General features: G+C 43.8%; 24 protein-coding genes. All 24 read right to left on the minus strand.

The window, feature by feature from the left end; genetic code table 11:
- Positions 1 to 2538, minus strand: a complete 2538-nt coding sequence (locus tag IEV39_RS12480) for a phage tail tape measure protein (protein WP_005289150.1) — start codon at positions 2536 to 2538, stop codon at positions 1 to 3.
- A 17-nt stretch (positions 2539 to 2555) separates the two neighbouring features.
- Positions 2556 to 2744 (minus strand): GpE family phage tail protein, encoded by a 189-nt coding sequence (locus tag IEV39_RS18645; protein WP_308464648.1) that lies wholly within the window; start codon positions 2742 to 2744, stop codon positions 2556 to 2558.
- Positions 2681 to 3034 (minus strand): phage tail assembly protein, encoded by a 354-nt coding sequence (locus IEV39_RS12490; RefSeq protein ID WP_005289146.1) that lies wholly within the window; start codon positions 3032 to 3034, stop codon positions 2681 to 2683. Before IEV39_RS12490 ends, IEV39_RS18645 begins: the two co-directional genes overlap by 64 nt.
- Before the next feature lie 49 nt (positions 3035 to 3083).
- Positions 3084 to 3590, minus strand: a complete 507-nt coding sequence (locus IEV39_RS12495; RefSeq protein ID WP_005289143.1) for a phage major tail tube protein — start codon at positions 3588 to 3590, stop codon at positions 3084 to 3086.
- Between the two features lie 13 nt (positions 3591 to 3603).
- Positions 3604 to 4236, minus strand: a complete 633-nt coding sequence (locus IEV39_RS12500) for a phage tail sheath subtilisin-like domain-containing protein (RefSeq protein WP_005289140.1) — start codon at positions 4234 to 4236, stop codon at positions 3604 to 3606.
- Positions 4237 to 4377: 141 nt separating this feature from the next.
- Entirely contained in the window at positions 4378 to 5706 is a 1329-nt protein-coding gene (locus IEV39_RS12505; protein ID WP_005289138.1) for a hypothetical protein, read from the minus strand.
- Entirely contained in the window at positions 5652 to 6281 is a 630-nt protein-coding gene (locus IEV39_RS12510) for a phage tail sheath protein (protein ID WP_005289135.1), read from the minus strand. The genes IEV39_RS12505 and IEV39_RS12510 overlap by 55 nt, the downstream gene beginning before the upstream one ends.
- A 101-nt stretch (positions 6282 to 6382) precedes the next feature.
- Positions 6383 to 7414 carry a hypothetical protein gene (locus IEV39_RS12515; protein ID WP_005289132.1) on the minus strand — a complete coding sequence of 344 codons (1032 nt, stop codon included), beginning with the start codon at positions 7412 to 7414 and terminating at the stop codon, positions 6383 to 6385.
- On the minus strand, positions 7414 to 7746 hold the full coding sequence (locus IEV39_RS12520) for a hypothetical protein (protein ID WP_005289130.1): 333 nt from the start codon (positions 7744 to 7746) through the stop codon (positions 7414 to 7416). Before IEV39_RS12520 ends, IEV39_RS12515 begins: the two co-directional genes overlap by 1 nt.
- Entirely contained in the window at positions 7743 to 8156 is a 414-nt protein-coding gene (locus IEV39_RS12525) for a hypothetical protein (protein WP_005289127.1), read from the minus strand. Before IEV39_RS12525 ends, IEV39_RS12520 begins: the two co-directional genes overlap by 4 nt.
- Positions 8153 to 9076: a phage tail protein gene (locus IEV39_RS12530; RefSeq protein WP_005289125.1), complete on the minus strand. Its 924-nt coding sequence runs from the start codon at positions 9074 to 9076 to the stop codon at positions 8153 to 8155. The genes IEV39_RS12525 and IEV39_RS12530 overlap by 4 nt, the downstream gene beginning before the upstream one ends.
- Positions 9077 to 9085: 9 nt before the next feature.
- On the minus strand, positions 9086 to 9607 hold the full coding sequence (locus tag IEV39_RS12535) for a phage tail protein I (protein WP_005289122.1): 522 nt from the start codon (positions 9605 to 9607) through the stop codon (positions 9086 to 9088).
- Positions 9600 to 10496 carry a baseplate assembly protein gene (locus tag IEV39_RS12540; protein WP_005289119.1) on the minus strand — a complete coding sequence of 299 codons (897 nt, stop codon included), beginning with the start codon at positions 10494 to 10496 and terminating at the stop codon, positions 9600 to 9602. The genes IEV39_RS12535 and IEV39_RS12540 overlap by 8 nt, the downstream gene beginning before the upstream one ends.
- Positions 10493 to 10864 (minus strand): GPW/gp25 family protein, encoded by a 372-nt coding sequence (locus IEV39_RS12545; RefSeq protein ID WP_005289116.1) that lies wholly within the window; start codon positions 10862 to 10864, stop codon positions 10493 to 10495. Before IEV39_RS12545 ends, IEV39_RS12540 begins: the two co-directional genes overlap by 4 nt.
- Before the next feature lie 2 nt (positions 10865 to 10866).
- Positions 10867 to 11391 carry a phage baseplate assembly protein V gene (locus IEV39_RS12550; protein WP_005289113.1) on the minus strand — a complete coding sequence of 175 codons (525 nt, stop codon included), beginning with the start codon at positions 11389 to 11391 and terminating at the stop codon, positions 10867 to 10869.
- Between the two features lie 80 nt (positions 11392 to 11471).
- Positions 11472 to 12764, minus strand: a complete 1293-nt coding sequence (locus IEV39_RS12555; RefSeq protein WP_032883299.1) for a DNA cytosine methyltransferase — start codon at positions 12762 to 12764, stop codon at positions 11472 to 11474.
- A gap of 75 nt (positions 12765 to 12839) precedes the next feature.
- Positions 12840 to 12953: a Com family DNA-binding transcriptional regulator gene (locus tag IEV39_RS18670; RefSeq protein ID WP_081401884.1), complete on the minus strand. Its 114-nt coding sequence runs from the start codon at positions 12951 to 12953 to the stop codon at positions 12840 to 12842.
- The gene (locus IEV39_RS12565; protein ID WP_005289107.1) at positions 12950 to 13387 is read right to left on the minus strand and encodes a phage virion morphogenesis protein; all 438 of its coding nucleotides are present in this window, start codon (positions 13385 to 13387) and stop codon (positions 12950 to 12952) included. The genes IEV39_RS18670 and IEV39_RS12565 overlap by 4 nt, the downstream gene beginning before the upstream one ends.
- Positions 13387 to 13779, minus strand: a complete 393-nt coding sequence (locus tag IEV39_RS12570; RefSeq protein ID WP_005289104.1) for a phage tail protein — start codon at positions 13777 to 13779, stop codon at positions 13387 to 13389. Before IEV39_RS12570 ends, IEV39_RS12565 begins: the two co-directional genes overlap by 1 nt.
- A gap of 2 nt (positions 13780 to 13781) precedes the next feature.
- Positions 13782 to 14366: an N-acetylmuramidase family protein gene (locus IEV39_RS12575; protein WP_032883298.1), complete on the minus strand. Its 585-nt coding sequence runs from the start codon at positions 14364 to 14366 to the stop codon at positions 13782 to 13784.
- A 12-nt stretch (positions 14367 to 14378) separates the two neighbouring features.
- Positions 14379 to 14750, minus strand: coding sequence for a hypothetical protein (locus tag IEV39_RS12580; protein ID WP_032883204.1), 372 nt, complete (start codon positions 14748 to 14750; stop codon positions 14379 to 14381).
- A gap of 10 nt (positions 14751 to 14760) precedes the next feature.
- On the minus strand, positions 14761 to 14964 hold the full coding sequence (locus tag IEV39_RS12585; protein ID WP_005289094.1) for a tail protein X: 204 nt from the start codon (positions 14962 to 14964) through the stop codon (positions 14761 to 14763).
- Entirely contained in the window at positions 14961 to 15359 is a 399-nt protein-coding gene (locus IEV39_RS12590) for a head completion/stabilization protein (protein ID WP_005289091.1), read from the minus strand. The genes IEV39_RS12585 and IEV39_RS12590 overlap by 4 nt, the downstream gene beginning before the upstream one ends.
- A 3-nt stretch (positions 15360 to 15362) precedes the next feature.
- Complete coding sequence (gene gpM, locus IEV39_RS12595) at positions 15363 to 16193, minus strand: phage terminase small subunit (RefSeq protein ID WP_005289087.1); 831 nt, start codon at positions 16191 to 16193, stop codon at positions 15363 to 15365.
- Positions 16194 to 16195 lie beyond the last annotated feature (2 nt).

Below are 16195 nucleotides of genomic sequence, written 5' to 3' on the forward strand. Positions count from 1 at the left end.
TCAGTCTCTATCGTTGTAAGTACGTTGCTGTTGAGCTGTGAGCGCACTTTGATGCTGTTTAAGTTTCTGGTCCACCAATGCAGCCACTTGTTTTGGATCATTTACTCCAGAGATGGTGATCTGTGCACCCATGAAATGATTTGTTGTTTGAACCGCTCTATTAGGAACAGAGATCGGGGCGGTAGGGGTCACTTTCTTGGTTGGAATGGTTGCGGCTGGAGGTGCAAAAGTTGGAACCTGCGGGATCTTGGGAATATTGATACTCGGGATTTTATTCATTCCACTGATCAAAATATTCACGGCATCGATCACCAGGCGTAATGGTGTCAGTAGAAAATTAATGAATGTTGCGCCGGCTTCTTTCACATAGGTTTTTAAAGCATTGAATGCAGCGCTTGCACGTTCCGGAATAAGGGATAACCATCCGAAGAACTCTCCGATCGCTGTACCGACATTCACCAGGATAGCCATGGATAATTTTACGAAGATCAAAATCAGTTCACCAATTACACCGAGAACAGAGCCGAATACTTGGCCAAGGGTTGAGCCGTATGCTGTGGCATTGGCTAGTTCCTGGTTTGTGGCCTGAAATGGCCCGAGGGCTTCAGCAAGTACCCCTTTAAAGATGGTCCATACGGCAACCAAAGCATCCCATACCGGTTTCAGTGGCGCGAGGGTCGCTTTTAAGGTGGTAAACAAGCTGCTGATTGAATCTTTAAACGGAGCTAGGCCAATCATAAGCCCTGACCAGAAACCTTGGAAAAATGCCTTGATAGGTCCCCAATAACGATAGATTACGAAGGCAACGGCAATAATGGCCGCGATGATCAATGTTAAGGGGTTGGTCAATGCTGCTATGGCCAGAGCACGCAGGCCAGCAATAACAAGCGGGATCGCTTGGCGTGCCAGGAAAGTAAATACCCGGCTGAGTAACTGGATGGATTTAGAAATGACAGTCAATCGGGACGGTAAACCGATACCGAATTTATTGGCGATCTTGTGGGCCACCCACATCACAATGGCGAATTTAGTGATGCCGGCAATGATACTGACAATGCCACCGAGGAAAAGATTTGCAGTGTACTTGGCCCCAAGTAGGCCGACTTTGAGCATGAGCAGCTTAATGGCCACATTGGCCAGTGTTTTCACCAGTTCTGGATTTGCTTCGACCCAATCTTTAATACGGCCAATAATTTCGGCCACTTGCTGAATGAATTTTCGCATGTCATTCCCAAGTACTTTTTGAATAGCAATACTCAGGTCCTGCCATTCACCGCCCATATTTTCGATATCGCCGGCAAGGTTGTCTTTTAAAATTTTTGCGGCTTCAGCTGCTGCGCCTTGAGAGTTTTCTAGTTCTTCAGTGAGCTGTTTAATTTTATTGACGACTTTCCCTGTTTTTTCATCGACCATACCCGTTTGGTCGACGAGCACGGCCATGGCTGAAGCGGCTTCTGTTCCCGAGATATCAGACAACAATGCCAGACGTTCTTCAGATCCCATTTTGTTGGTTTTTACCCGGAGATCATTCATAACATCGGATAGGTCACGCAAGTTGCCTTTTGTGTCGGCTGTTTTAACGCCCAGGCGATCTAAGGCATCCTGTGCCGCTTTGGGTGGTGCAGCAAGGCGAAGCATGATACCGCGTAAGGCTGTGCCGGCTTGGGTATCGAGAATATTGTTATTTCCAAGTAAGCCGGTCATGGCCGTGACTTGTTCGATGGATGCACCGTATTGTTTTGCTACTGGAGCCACATATTTCATGGTTTCACCAAGGCCGCCTACACTTGTGGCCGTGGCATTGGTGGCTTGAACAAAAACGTCATTCACCCGGGTGATTTCACTTGCAACTAAACCAAAGCCATTCAAGGTACCGACAGCAATCTGTGCAGCTTGCTCCAGTTCAACCTTTCCAGCTTCTGCCAATTGAAGGGTACCGCCTAAAGCCTGGCGGATCTGATCGACGTTGAAGCCACCAGAACCCAAAGCGAATTGTGCTTGTGCGGCTTCAGTCGGACTGAAGGATGAAGCTGCTCCCCATTTACGGGCGTCAGCTTCGAGTTGTTTCATTGCTTCACTGGTTTTTTCAAGATTTAAAACGGCCTGAACGCCACTGACCTGTTTTTCAAAGTCGATAGCAGGCTGGAAAAATTTGTATAACCCGGCACCCGCTATAACCCCACCAACTGCAATATTTTTAAATTCTTGGCGCATATTTTGGCGGCTTTGAGCCAGTTTTGCATTCCATTGATCTGCTTTTAGAAGCAATGATGATAAGGCACGATCAATATGGCCATATTCAGTGACGAGCAAACGAGATGCGGTTCGGGCCGCGTTGGTATTTTTTTCTGTTTGTTTTAAAGCCTGGTTATATCGTTGGCCATCGTTTCTATTTAGTGTGCTGTTGAGCTGTTTAATGCTCTGATCTAATTCGGTAATGGAGTCTGAGCTTGATTCACTGTAATTCTGAATCATCTTCAGTGGCTTGGTTGCCTCATCAATAATCATCAAAACTGCGCTTAAAGTTAAATTGCTCATCCGCCATTACCTATTTTTTACTTTTGTACTTCACTTCGGGCCTTTGCACGTTCATTCCAGCGCATCAGCTCATCAATTTCGAAATCCTCGCATTCCTTTGGTGTCCATCCGAATATCACCGCAAGATTGGCAATAACTTCATCTACACAACTTGGGATTTCGCCTTTGCACTCACCAAAAAATTGGTTAATTCCACGGCCAAGGATGTGTAATCTGCGATGTCCATGCCGTTCAGGTCAGCAATGCTTAATGTTGGGTATGAAATACGAGTCAGAACCGTGTTGGTCGCTTCAACATTCCATTTCAAAACATCCTGCAGGCTTAAATTGCGGAGCGTTCCTACGTTAGGTTTACGCAATGTGATCTGGGTAATTGAGTCAGATCCGCGAATAATTGGATTTTCTAGTTCGACAATGCGAACGTTTGGATCGACTGGAGTTTGTACTGGTTGCTCTGGAGTAGAAGTCTGGGTTTGATCTTGCTTTGCTGAAGTCATGATTTTTTCCTGTTTGGATTTTTTTAGGGGGGGAGGGGGATTACCCGGCTTATAAACCGAGTAATTCACGTATTGCCTGGGCGACGTCGCTATCGCCAAAACGTTCAATGCCATTCACTAAATCGAGCTCAACCTCGACCACACCATCTACCTCCATGCGGTAGTAAGTAAGGTTGTAGGACATTTTGATTTCGGTACGTTCACCGTTTTTTGTTTCACCCGGATCGAGCTCAATCGCTTGGCCACGCATGTAAATTTCTACATTTTGAGTGGTGCAGTTGTCCTGGCGTTCGTATACGCCGACAAAGCGAATGGGTAAATCGGAAGTTCCGCAGACACCTAACTGGCGATACTGACGCACATCAAAGCCGGCATAGGTCACTTCGCTTTCAAGCTTTTCGTAGCCCATTGAGAGAGCAACATCACCGATCATGCCAGCGCCACGGTAGTCATCCGTTTTTTTTGTGATTTTCGGGATTGTGATCGTCTCGGCAACGGTTGCCCAAGAATGGGTATTAACAAAAACATTAAAGTTTTTAAGGGTACGTGGAAGCATTTATGACTCCTTATTATTCCGTTGCGGTACCGCCACCAAGCAATTTGCTGAAATCCACTAAATAGCGGTCAGTGATGCGTTGGTTTACGCCTAGATTTTCTAGCGTCGGGACAGGGGTGTAGTCATAGTCGACCCACAATTGTCCTTGCTGTAAGTTTTGAATCGAGTTCTCAGCAGGGTCATACCAGACTGAAGCCCCCAACAGGTGACGAGCTGTTACGTGCTCTTGTAGCTCTGCATTGATCGAATCGATGATGTCTTTGGCCAGATAAGGGGTCAGCGGTTGGTCCACGAACGGAAAACAGCCATTGATGATCGTATCCAGGATAAATTGCGCTGTACGTGTTGCGACCTCAAATGAGAAGCGAGGATCGTCAGAACAATTGCGGTTGCCCCAGAATCGGAAACCTTGATGCTGGATCATGGTTGTAATGTCTTTGCTGTTTAAGAAGCCGACGTCTGTGTCTGGGTCCTCAAGATCCCAAGTCAAAGGCATGCTGATACCAGTTGGACCAGTCACCGGGATATTCGAGAGTGATTTGTGCCAGCCGACTTTTTCGTCGGTTTCGGCCCGGAGAGCCGCTGCAGCGACCACGGCAGTGAAAATGCCTGGTCCATACAGTTCTGCAAGGTTAGGTTGTGGCATGAAATTTCCCATTTCATAAGTGATGGGTCAATCATGCTGTGATCGTTCAGGCTGCGCTATTTGCGTAATCCTGATTAAAAGCTATTCAGGATTTGAGGATTTAAAAAAACCACCCGAAGGTGGTTTTTTTGTCAGGACATTTTATGGAACAATATATTCGATAATGTCTATTAAGATAGGGTCGCTATATTGAGGAAATACCTTAAGCGCAGCAATGCAGATCTTATCGCCAGAATTACCCGGGAGAGTAAAATCCCCATTCGAGAATCCATCTAATGCCGTCCAAAACTGTGCAATATCGAAGATATTGAGGGTGTTGAACGTCATGCCATTGGCATAATAAATATCCTGTTTGACATAGTTTTCGCCATTCGGATTTGCATTGAAGGTTTTTACTCCAGTCACAGACAATGTTGGAGGAACCAGATAATCTGCTGCCGATTTAACATCGACTTGAGCCGAGTAATTTTCATTACTATCTAAAACATTCGCATATACATGGTAGATCCCGCCGCTCTTAAAGGTTTGGACTCTTAAATTAAAGTTTCCGCTGGCATCAGAGCTAATCGTGATTTTATCGTCGACAAAATCAACCAGGACAACATTAATAAAAACAGACTGGTTAGGTAAAAGCGTCTTTCCAGAAATAACGACATCGCCATTCGCATTGTCGTAAACAACGTTAAACATTGAAATCTGTTGTTCTTTTGGGGTCAACCAGAAGGTCGCCACTTTACCAATTTGGCTGAAGCTTTTATTTCCATTTTCAACTTCGACGTCCTGATTAATCAGAGTGCCATCAGTCATCGTGGTCATTTTTACTAAAATGTCAGTCGCGGCTTTTGATTCAAACGTAAATGCATAATTTGCATCATCAGAAATGGCATCCGTGATCTGTGCATAATCGAAGAAATGCATATTGAACCATTCAAGAAAGCCGACATCATTCCCCGACCATTCATAAAGGGCCGATACTGAGCCGATTTCAAGTTGAACATTTCCCCTCAAAAAATGATCGTCATATAAACGAATAGTGGATGTGGCATCATCCCGACCATTTTGACTGGCTGCAGATAAACATGTACCCACATGTTTGTGTGCATTATCGAGCTCAACCACTGTCGGGTTGTCATACATGAAGATCAGCAGATCATCACTTTTGGATTTGAACTCCAGTCGGTGGCTAACAGAGTCTAAATTTCTGGCTTGAGCCACGCCTTGACCTACCGAGAAGCCTGCAGGCACCGGAAAAGGATAATTTTCATTAAGAACAGAATGCTGATACCACGGTAATGGTGCAGAGTTCTCCGGGACTTCGACGCCATCAACTACGACATACATAGCATCAGGCGGAGGCTCGGTACCATCACGGATCGCAAGTACAAACTTAAATGAATTTGTCGCTCCCTCACAGCTTATGACGCTGTGGGGAGCAGGGGCTCCCCCAGGAATACATTCCCACTTGTCCATTCTGGCCAGATTATTTCAATTTCCCGATGGGCCAGTTGATCCCGATATAAAGCCACTTCTTCAGCTGTTTCTAGCATTTGCGCGCTCGCAGCATCGCGTGGGGTAACGTACGCATAAGCACGAAGCTTTTTACATACTGAAGCGAGGGACTCGACTACTGCTGGGGTTTCAACATCAGGGGCGATTAAAATTTTTGGAGCAATGCCAAGAATGGATTTGGCTGTGAGAAACGCCAAAATACCGGTGCGTTGACCTGTTTCAGACACATATCCTGCTACGGCATTTGTTTGGAAAATTTCTCCACCAAACGGGTTTGGAATACGAACGACAATCAGCGTTGGGTTGGTGATCATTGCTATGGTTTCGAGGCTTTTGCGTAGATTACCTGTTAGGCCAGCTGCAGGAAGTGCTCGGTTAATAGAAGAAACACGAACCGGGGTATTTTCCGGAAAGACGAGAGGATCTGCATCATCAGCAAAGGCAATCAATCCGATGATATTGGTTTGGGCGTCCTTCATCGGAATGATTCCGGACTGAACTTCACGACCGGTAATGCCGTGGTGTTGTGTGGCCATAAAAAAACTCCAAAAGGTTATGTGGCTTTTGGAGATATTGAAGGGTGAAATTAAAGAGTGCGAATGTTCGAATCCTGATTAAAAGCTAATCGGGATTGTGTTTATTTGATAACGAGCTCGCCCATTATAGTAGGTAGAATCGAAACAGGGTTAAATCTGTTGCTTGCATTTGCGCCTAAAACAATTGTTTGTACTGAAGTCTGTGCTTCCGCTTCATTTCTACTATTACCAGTTGCATTAAATGACATATCAATCGAAAGGCCATCACTAAACATTGCCTTAATATAATTGATTCTCCTTACATTGAATCCTGACGCTCCAATGATGATATGTGATTTATAAAGCGGATTTGTAATTGTAAAAGCATCAATAGGTGAGGATGAGACAGCCGAAATATTGAAATATCCTTTAATATAAAGAAGTCCATTGATGCGGGCTAATTGTACATTTACTCCAGTAATTGAGGGATGTACGTTAGCGACTGTGGTGATATCGACCCAGACAGCATTCAGCTTTTTGATCTGAGCCTGCAACTTCCCCAGTGACGACAAAACGATATCTTGAGCTGTAATTTCAGTGGCCGAGCTGGTATCTAATCCCACTATTTGAGCATTTAGAGCCGCTTGCTGTGCGCGACTGACTTTAAAATAAAGATTCTCCTGGCCTTCGGGCATTTCATCCGTGTTTAAAGCTACATGGACCTCCTGAATGATCCATTTATGGTCATCGCTATCCCAGATTGCAGCCATACGTCCGAAATTGACGCCACCGTCGACATGGGCATAGTCGCCATTGATCGCAGCAGGTAAGGCAGCAGTTAGAGCCGCATAGCTACTGAATAAGCCGCGAAAATGTTGTACATAATCAGCTTTATCAAGTTTTGAATCGCCTACTTGTGCAATCAAATTTTCGAGCTGTTCTTTAACCTGGAGCGCAGATCCTGCTGGATCTGCATCCACATCCTGCGCATTTAATTCCACTGATCCCTTTTTCCCATTTACCTCTGTAACTTGAGGTTCAAGGGAGGTAAATAAGCCTAAGGGCACATCGAAAATATAATCGGGCTGTGCAAAAAGCTGATCGATGGGGATAGGATTATTGGACCAATGCATTTCTAAAACGAGATCAATCATCAGCTTATGCTCTTTTCAATCTTGAATGAATAATTTCCTGAATTACGTTCCTGGCCATTGATGGCAAGTTTGATGTCAGCGACTGCGGTTCCAGCTTTCCACCTTTTAGTAACGGTTTGGTCGACCTTAAAAAGTACACCACCTTTCTTGGTCACTTGGTCACAAATGACCACCTCACATTCCGCGATTACATGCCCCAGATTATTAATAATGGTGGACGTAAAATGCATTTCGTCAGTGATTTCTACTGGCTCTCGGGTTTTGCCATTTCTGAGTATGAAAAGCAGGCTAAATGGGTTGCCAGTTTTGATCAGGTATTCATTTACGTTCATAGGCTTAAACCATGCTCCCACAATTCATTAACCCGGTTTTCATCTAACTGGAGTAAGTTGGCCATAAATAAAATAGATTCGCTCAAACGTTCAAAGCTTTGGCCATCATTGAACTCAATTTCGATCTTTTTACGTTGTTTGATGTCCGCGATTTCACTTATGGCAGTTTTAATCTGATCATCCAGTTCAAATTCAACCAGTGTGAGCATGAATTGACGACGGGTTAAAGGTCGTAAACTGCTGAGATAGGCGGCTTTTTTTTCATCTTCAGTCAAATAATTTTTAGGATATAAATGGCGGTCTATATCGGATTTTGTCATTTTTTCCATTTCGTTGGTGATCAAATGGTCCTGTGATCCATCTAGTTCGAATGCATAAACTTCGCCATTAATATGTTTAAAATATTTCATATTCCCATCTCCATCCACTTAATCAAAGTCCCGCCTCTGGTTCTGTTCGCCTCTACTTTATAACTTTGGCCATTAGGAATAATTGTCATTCCTCCCATAATAATGTCCCAATTATCATAGGTATTTTGACTGTTCCAGACTTGTAACCCATTCACAGTAATGTTTACTTCGGCATCTCGACCCTGTGTAACAACTGAAATTGCTCTAGGTCCACCGGAGTTATTGAAATAATTAGTATCTAAAGCTCGAAGATGGGTTACATCCTGCCAATTTTGATTTACCCCAAGAGATGGGCTTATAGGCGCATTTTCAAGGAGATAAATACGGTCGGATAAATCTTTATCTCCATTTAATCGAGCTAAATTAGCTTGATCAATTTTTTCATTTAATAGATTATCACTGTAAATGCGGGCATCTTTTTCATTGTTTAATGCTTCTTCAAATGTTGAAATCCGGACAAAATTATCAATTACCCATTTTTTATTTGCCGTCACAACATTAGGATCTATTTCGATTAGAGCATCTTTTCCTGATTCTGCAGTGATATCAATTACGATAGTAAGTTCACCACCTGCACCCTCTGCAATAATCGGTTTATATCCCCCATGATAATTACCAATATAAACAAGCTTGCCAGTATCATCTTTTAAACCGATTTCATGGATGTTAAAACCGCCGAGATTTGCGGCAATGGTTGCTGTAACTGTGGTAACTGCGCCATTGATTTGAACAGATTGAACGGGAACTGTGGCACGTTGATTTACTAAAGCTGTCTGACTCTTTTTATCGATGGGATCATAAGGAATATTATTCGCATCACCAATCACCAATTGCGATAATAAAATTGACGTGGAGTCGTGTGCTTGGGCAACCCGGGTAGCTCCGTAATCCGTTAGCGTTACATAGTATTTTGCGGTCATTAAAATATCCTAAAGCGTACTTAAATAAACGGTTTCACCTGAGTGACTTGCACCGGTTGTTTTGATTTGGCCACTGCTTAAAACTTTGGCTGCAATTGAAAAATTATCTCGAGCTGACTTGGTGGCTTCTACAGCAGTCTGGATCTGCAAAAGTTGTTCAATAGAAATGATCATTTCGTTAATGATCACGACAAAGGTGAAAGGAGGCTGCGGAGGTGAGTACTCATGCCAAGCCTTCAGTTCAAAATTATTCACAAACTTACTAAGCAAACTTTCAATCGATGAGCGGGTCCCACGTTGGGCATTGAATTCTTTACTTTCTGAAATTGCCTGGCGTTTTTCTGCTGCAGTCCAGTCAGATCTCCAGTATTCGACACGATGGTCCCATGCAAGCCAGGCGAGGTGCTTTTCAGGACAAAGTTCTACCCGGTGCAATTCGATAAAAGGCACGGGTAAATTACTGAGACGATCGCCAAGCTGCTCCAGATTTCTTTCTAGTTTGGTGGCGTTCGGTGGGAGTAGGCTATACATCGCGGAACTCCGTAATTGAAATATTCATACCGATATTTTTTGCATATCGGCTCTTTGGAATAACGATGTCGGCAGCGGGGCTATTTAAAATCACGTTTTGTACACCGCCTTGATGTAATGCTTTAAATAGGGCGCTGCGTGTTACGTCGTAACCTTGCGAATTTACAAGCTTGCTATATTCTAGGACCGCTTCTTCAGCTGCTTTAAGTACGACTTCAGAATCAGGACCCGGGAATAGAATCAAGTCTGCATTTAATGTCCATTCCCATGGGGTTGAGGCTTTTACATATACTTTGTCTGTGAATGGTCGGCGTTTACCTGGTGTAATTGTTTGGTCCACGATATCGAGTAAAGACTGTGGGGCAACTTCATCAACATGACTTTGTACCCATATTTCCACGACGCCTTCAGTCGGGCTGGTGACTGAAATATCTTTCACATGGCCATGAGCCGATAATCCCCAAAACTGATAGCAACCTTCAGATCCTGCCGACATGGATTCAGGTTGAAGCTGGACTCGTCGACGCAAGTCCTCATCTTCTTCCATGACCGCTTCAGTCGGAGGATTAGCGTTCGGATTGGCTTCAATGATGGTTTTACGGTAAACATCCCGATTTGCCGCTAAATGATCGAGGTCAGAACCTTTAGCATAGGCAAGCATCAGCGCCTTGGCTTTCTCATTGATCTGGCCAGTTTTTAAAAGTGTTCGATAGGCAAATGCTTGTAGCAACTTCACCATGGGTTCACTTTCAAAATTTAAAGCTTCTTCTAGTTCTGGATCTCGGGCTATAACCTCAGCTTTGCATGCTTGCAATTCAGCTTCAAAATCCAGCGTTTCTAAAACATTGGGAAAAGGTAAGGCTGATAAATCGATACGGGTAGAACTCATGCAGCTGCTCCAATAAGAAAATTTTCGCTAAAAGGTTTTTCAGCTGTGGCCATAATGCGTTTGCCCAAAATAAAGAAATCCCATTTACCTGGTGTTTGTGCAGATTGATGAACACGGATCTGGCTTACTTTGATACGGGGTTCAAACTTGATAAGTGAGGTGGCCGCGGTCGACATCAGTAAAACCTGCGTTATTTCATTACAGGGCTGATCGATGTAATGGGGGACTAAAGAGCCATAATTTCGGCGGCATAAACGTGTGCCAATAAGCGTGCTCAAAATGTCATGGATGGACTGCATCAGGTGCGTGTACTCCTGATCCTCATCATCTGTAATGGCTTTGCCGTTTATTCTGGACATACCTTTCATTGTTATTCTCCAGTGGCCAGTGCTGGTCCAGACTCATCCGTTCCACTGCGTACGAAGCCATGAGGATGCTGTACAAGGCTCACTTTTGCCGCAATCACATCGACATCTGAGGTTATTTCTTTTTCAGAGTGAATCTTTCCCTTAAAAAGGGTTTCAGGGCAATCGAATACACATTTAGAAAAAGTGAAAGTGGCCACGCCAGTGGTGATATTGACCACAAAACTATAGTCACCAATCTCGAAATAAACTTCGTCCGGGTTATCTGTTGGTGGCGGGTTTTCTTCAGAAAATAAACTGACTTGAGGGATGGCACTGGTCAGCTCACCGCCTTGAGCTGTAACGGAAAATTGTTCGCCCATGGAAGGGCAGCGCCACATTTTGACTACTCCCGCGGCCATAGTTGGAATGGGTATCCAGTCGGTTTCGTTCTCGTCAATTTTTAAGCGCATTTTCCCTGCAGGCGGATCGAGGGCGATGACGGTGCCAATCCCTGCCAAGTTTTGAAATTGTCTTGTTAAATTGCTCATATTGAAACTAAAAAGCCCATGATGGTTGAATCATGGGCTTTTTGTTTTAGGCTCGCTATTTGGCCGATCCTGATTAAAACCTATTCAGGAATAACACCTATTTGCATAGAAATTCTTTTACCAATCCAATTCATCACAGGAACAGCCATGGAATTTCCTAGTGCAGCATATCTCGGTCCATCAGGTGCCAGATCCTTTGATTTATTCCGATAAGGGATCTGTGTGTAATTGTCTGGGAAACCTTGCAGGCGCTCACACTCAATAGGCATCAATCGACGTGGTTTACCTATGTTCTGAGAAGCATAAATAGCATGGGGATTTGTTGTTGTCAGCGTGTATGAATAATCTTGAAGTATTCCTAAACCACGTCCACCATTGCGCTCACTCTTATTAATGGTTTGGCCATTAATGCAGTAAGTCGTCTTAGGATAATGGGGAGGGCACGGATTGTCCTGAACAATAACATGCCCTGCAGTAACAGATTGAAATGTGGCTTTCTGATATCCGCATTGCGTATCCAAAGTGCCCACAATTAAAGTTTCGCTTCCCCCTTGTGCAGATCCGCCACTTTTAGTCAGTGTTGAAGAAATCACGTTTTCCCTGAAACTACTGAATCCTGAACTATTGAAACAATAGGGTACTTTAAAATTATTGGATTCTAAACTGAAGCTTGTTCCAGCGCTTGCTCCAGAACTAGGGGTAACTTTTTGTTTTTCGCTTGGGCTCGTCTCAAGATTCCCTGACATGATTTTGGACTCAAATAATACTTGGCAGGGATTGAATCCCTCTCTAGCACTTGCGATAACAAACACACGCTTGCGTCGTTGGGCCAAGCCAAAAAATTGAGCATCAAGGATCCGCCAAGCGATTTTTCGTTGTGATCCAAACACACAACCAGCGTTTTTCCATCGTCCCCCTGGTGGTTGAAGTGCAGTCCCTTCACCTGCAAGTGCTGCCAAAAAGTTTCCGAAAGCATTGTCTTGTGTTGTAAGGACACCAGGCACGTTTTCCCAGACAATAATTGCAGGCGGTTGTCCTTTTGATTTTCGATTTTCGTCAATTTCATTTGCTAATCTCACATATTCAAGTGTTAATTCACCACGAGAATCACTTAATGATTTTCGTAATCCAGATATTGAAAAAGCCTGACAGGGTGAGCCACCCACAAGAACGTCAGGTGCAACAACCTCACCAGTAGAGATTTTTTGTCGTATAAGGGTCATGTCGCCAAGGTTTATGACCTTGGGGTAATGATGTGACAAAACAGCAGAAGTGAATTTATCGATTTCAGAAAACCATGCAGGTTTCCATCCTAGTGAATGCCAAGCTACGGAGGCAGCTTCTATTCCTGAAAAAACAGAGCCATACCGCAGGCTGTTTTGATTGGATTGAGTTTTTAGGCGCATATCATGCTCCATTGGTAGCTCTAGGCTATCTAACCCGACGTTCTAGACGTTCCAATGGTTCACCACGCGGCAGCGTGGGCATTTAATTTCTATTTTTACTGAGACTTTTTCAATTTTCCCAAGTAATTTTCCACAATTACATCTAAGTTCGATCATAGTGTAAAAAACTTCTGAATCTCTGATTTAACCCATTGTTCATCATCTTTGCTAAACCCTGCTAATTCACGGATCGGGTAGCGCGTTGGCTTTGCATTCTTGCTCGGCCTAATAGTTTTTCCCTCCTGGTGTACTGAGGCAACAAAACCCGTACGGCCACCGAAACCGACAGCTGCATGATTTTCTGAATATTCAGTTTTTAATTGCCTGCCAATCTTTTGGAACATAGCTGCATTGCGTTTAATTTTTCCAATTTGGTCGCGTTTACGTGGAATAAATTTATTCCCATTGGGATCTCGTTGCCCCTTGATACGTTCACGAAAACGTATTCTTAAACCTTGTGAAAGTTTACGGGTTAGTTCTCTGCGTTGGGATGGTTCAAGTAAAACAGCAAATTGATCCAGCCAATGATTTAATCCCTTAGCTGCGTCCATTACTCACCTACAGGGAAAAACCCGCCACGGGTATTGCACCATACGAGAGGTGGACAAATATGATAACCAGACTGATCAAAAACGATTTTATCGCGTTGAGGGAAATCAATTTCTAAGTCGAAAGTATCAGAATCAACTACCTCGGAGCTAAATGAAATCTGGATGTCTTTACCTGCTGCATCTAAATGTAAATTTTTAGATTTAAGCCAGTTCAGGATCTGCATAATCACTTCGATCGGATCTCCGCGATAATCAAGCAACATGACCCGGGCGGTATAATCAAAATAGCCCTCTTTCTGGCTGCCATTTACGATCAAAAGATGACACTTGTCTGGTGTCAGTAAAGAAAGTTTCTGAGCCAAAAATGTTTTTAGGGGGGCGAGGGCTTTCATAATTAACCTGCGAAACGTTTGTATGCGTTGGCCAGCTTGATGTCATAGCTATTAGCTTTATAGTTTGGCCCGTTATAGCCATTTGCAAAGGCCTTCCAATCTTTGTTTTTCAGAGCATTAATTAAATTATTTACTTTGATATAGCGGCACATTGCATCCAATTGATGGGCCTCATTCTTGTACATCGCATTTATAAAATCTTGAATTGATTCATAGCCAAGCGTGTACCAGTGATATCCCATGACTTGGCCAAGTCCCCAACTACAAGACTCCAATGCACTTACACGGTCAAATTTGACTGCATCCTGAAGCTTTAAGTGCTGTACTGACTCTAACCCATACCCCCCCGAAGTTTTCGAGCAAAGGTCGGGCCGTTTTCGCATCATTTCGTCAGCGATCTTTGACTTTTTATTTTCAATTAATCGACGACGCATGATGTGGCGTTCAAACAAAATAACGGGGGAACCATCTTTGTTAAAACCTGAGCTCTTACATTCGACCTCAATAACTGCACGTAATGCCGCAGTTTCAATCTGGAGGTTTTTAGCCTGTTGCTCAATTTGTTCCAAGGAAATTTTTAAACTCATTTGGTCCACCATTCATTTAAAAATCGCAGTGAATGCTGCTTTAATTTCAGAAATGAGTTCGCTAGGCTTTTTACCATCCATCAACTTAAAGGATTGATATAAAATTCCCACGAATAAAAGACCAAAAACGGCAAAGAAAAGCATTACAACGCCTTGAGCCGAGTGGGAATAATGAGTCAAATTGAAGTACTCAATAAAAGCAGCTCCACCATAGATACTGATAGCAACACTGAAAGCAAACTTGATGATCACTCCAGTTGTGATTTTTAAACGACCTTCCATGTCAATATCACCGCTAAGAGTCAGAGCAAAAATGGCCCCGATGATGGCTGCAATAATTTTGATAAACCATGGTAGGCCTTTGATACTAATCGGGTCATTCATGCCCATCCCCTTAATCCCAAAGTTTCAGCATTTGTGGTGCAGTGGCCTTGGTTAATTCTGGTAATTGTATTTTTTGAAGTTCGTTCAAAAAGATTTGATTTATTGACGCATTTGCCTCAAGTAAAGCCGGGAGCATTTCAACCGCTTTGGTACCGTAATAACGATAGGCAATTGACTCCAAGGTATCTCCCTGGATTGCTTTGACTTCTCTCATACAAGTCGTACCCGGTTACGTGGCCGGTTGGTTAAATCGGCTATTGTGTGTTGAACAATCCGGCGGAGTGAGTCAGCTTTATCGCGTTGGTTTTCACCACGCACCTGGCCTGTGGTCGTAGTATCAAAATCGAGGTTATCTTCACAAATGAGGGCTGCGGCTTCATAACTCACAGCACGTTTATATTTGCGGATCTGTTCCTCTGTTTCGATTACGTTTCCTTTTAAATCGCCATTGATGATATCCATGGCCAAAAGGATTTTTTCAGACAGCAGCTGCTCACCCTTGGATTGATCCAAACGCACTTGCCCAAGTAGATCCGTAATACTGATATTCGGATATTCAGGTATTGGATTTTCGACTTCAGCATTTTGAACAGGTGCGTTTAGTAACATGGATTACTCCTGTGCCTGAGAGTCGGTGGACGCAGGATCAGATCCAGCAGCATTTGTATCTGCCGTTGAATCTGCCTGCGAGCCGACAGTGGCGTCGGGAGACGACCCGGTTGCATTTTGACGCAATCGCTTTTCAAGCTGCTCTAATGTTTTTTTACAGCCTGCTTTGGGATTGTATCGAAGTGCATTCTTGTAAGCCGTTACAGCTTCATTTGGTTGTGCCTGGTTCAATGCATCGCCGAGGGCACGATAAATTTTGGCGCGTACTTCATCGACAATCTGCTCGCCTTCGCCAAGACTAATGATGCGCTGAATGATTGAAGCATTTGCAATCGCTAGATCCTCATCATCGATAAAGACTTCAGCGCATTGCTCGGTGACAAATTCAGCGGTTGAGCGTGAATAACCTTCAGGCATCACCATGTCATTCAAAACAACGTATTCAGCAATTTTGACAGCCAGTTCAAAATCGTTGACATCGCACGCCCAGATCATCAAATGAACCAGCGTCGTGTTTTGTGGGGCAGGTGAGACAGCCAGACAGCCATCGATGAAACCCCCATATTCAGGAAGCCATTCCGCTTTTTTAGCAATCCGTTCCTGAATGGATTTCATGCTGGCCAGTGTATTCAAATGATTGAACATTCGTAATTCAATATTTGGCTGATTGCCCTGAGTTAACAGTTCAGCAGGAATCTGGACGGTTTGATCTGGGCCCGAGGCCAAGTCAACCGCAATAGTGCGTTTGACTCGTGGATCGGGGCTTTGTTGGGCTTTCACAGCCCGTTCTGCCAGCATCTTTTCTCGATACTGGCGCATAGAATTAACTGGCATGA

This window comes from Acinetobacter courvalinii (genome assembly GCF_014635545.1).
Classification (GTDB): domain Bacteria; phylum Pseudomonadota; class Gammaproteobacteria; order Pseudomonadales; family Moraxellaceae; genus Acinetobacter; species Acinetobacter courvalinii.

What these genes read in the sequence shown, in the direction of transcription:
- IEV39_RS12480 (WP_005289150.1), bottom strand. Translation starts at nt 2,538, where the DNA reads ATGAGCAATTTAACTTTAAGCGCAGTTTTGATGATTATTGATGAGGCA.
- IEV39_RS12490 (WP_005289146.1), bottom strand. Translation starts at nt 3,034, where the DNA reads ATGACTTCAGCAAAGCAAGATCAAACCCAGACTTCTACTCCAGAGCAA.
- IEV39_RS12495 (WP_005289143.1), bottom strand. Translation starts at nt 3,590, where the DNA reads ATGCTTCCACGTACCCTTAAAAACTTTAATGTTTTTGTTAATACCCAT.
- IEV39_RS12500 (WP_005289140.1), bottom strand. Translation starts at nt 4,236, where the DNA reads ATGCCACAACCTAACCTTGCAGAACTGTATGGACCAGGCATTTTCACT.
- IEV39_RS12505 (WP_005289138.1), bottom strand. Translation starts at nt 5,706, where the DNA reads ATGGACAAGTGGGAATGTATTCCTGGGGGAGCCCCTGCTCCCCACAGC.
- IEV39_RS12510 (WP_005289135.1), bottom strand. Translation starts at nt 6,281, where the DNA reads ATGGCCACACAACACCACGGCATTACCGGTCGTGAAGTTCAGTCCGGA.
- IEV39_RS12515 (WP_005289132.1), bottom strand. Translation starts at nt 7,414, where the DNA reads ATGATTGATCTCGTTTTAGAAATGCATTGGTCCAATAATCCTATCCCC.
- IEV39_RS12520 (WP_005289130.1), bottom strand. Translation starts at nt 7,746, where the DNA reads ATGAACGTAAATGAATACCTGATCAAAACTGGCAACCCATTTAGCCTG.
- IEV39_RS12525 (WP_005289127.1), bottom strand. Translation starts at nt 8,156, where the DNA reads ATGAAATATTTTAAACATATTAATGGCGAAGTTTATGCATTCGAACTA.
- IEV39_RS12530 (WP_005289125.1), bottom strand. Translation starts at nt 9,076, where the DNA reads ATGACCGCAAAATACTATGTAACGCTAACGGATTACGGAGCTACCCGG.
- IEV39_RS12535 (WP_005289122.1), bottom strand. Translation starts at nt 9,607, where the DNA reads ATGTATAGCCTACTCCCACCGAACGCCACCAAACTAGAAAGAAATCTG.
- IEV39_RS12540 (WP_005289119.1), bottom strand. Translation starts at nt 10,496, where the DNA reads ATGAGTTCTACCCGTATCGATTTATCAGCCTTACCTTTTCCCAATGTT.
- IEV39_RS12545 (WP_005289116.1), bottom strand. Translation starts at nt 10,864, where the DNA reads ATGAAAGGTATGTCCAGAATAAACGGCAAAGCCATTACAGATGATGAG.
- IEV39_RS12550 (WP_005289113.1), bottom strand. Translation starts at nt 11,391, where the DNA reads ATGAGCAATTTAACAAGACAATTTCAAAACTTGGCAGGGATTGGCACC.
- IEV39_RS18670 (WP_081401884.1), bottom strand. Translation starts at nt 12,953, where the DNA reads ATGATCGAACTTAGATGTAATTGTGGAAAATTACTTGGGAAAATTGAA.
- IEV39_RS12565 (WP_005289107.1), bottom strand. Translation starts at nt 13,387, where the DNA reads ATGGACGCAGCTAAGGGATTAAATCATTGGCTGGATCAATTTGCTGTT.
- IEV39_RS12570 (WP_005289104.1), bottom strand. Translation starts at nt 13,779, where the DNA reads ATGAAAGCCCTCGCCCCCCTAAAAACATTTTTGGCTCAGAAACTTTCT.
- IEV39_RS12575 (WP_032883298.1), bottom strand. Translation starts at nt 14,366, where the DNA reads ATGAGTTTAAAAATTTCCTTGGAACAAATTGAGCAACAGGCTAAAAAC.
- IEV39_RS12580 (WP_032883204.1), bottom strand. Translation starts at nt 14,750, where the DNA reads ATGAATGACCCGATTAGTATCAAAGGCCTACCATGGTTTATCAAAATT.
- IEV39_RS12585 (WP_005289094.1), bottom strand. Translation starts at nt 14,964, where the DNA reads ATGAGAGAAGTCAAAGCAATCCAGGGAGATACCTTGGAGTCAATTGCC.
- IEV39_RS12590 (WP_005289091.1), bottom strand. Translation starts at nt 15,359, where the DNA reads ATGTTACTAAACGCACCTGTTCAAAATGCTGAAGTCGAAAATCCAATA.
- gpM (WP_005289087.1), bottom strand. Translation starts at nt 16,193, where the DNA reads ATGCCAGTTAATTCTATGCGCCAGTATCGAGAAAAGATGCTGGCAGAA.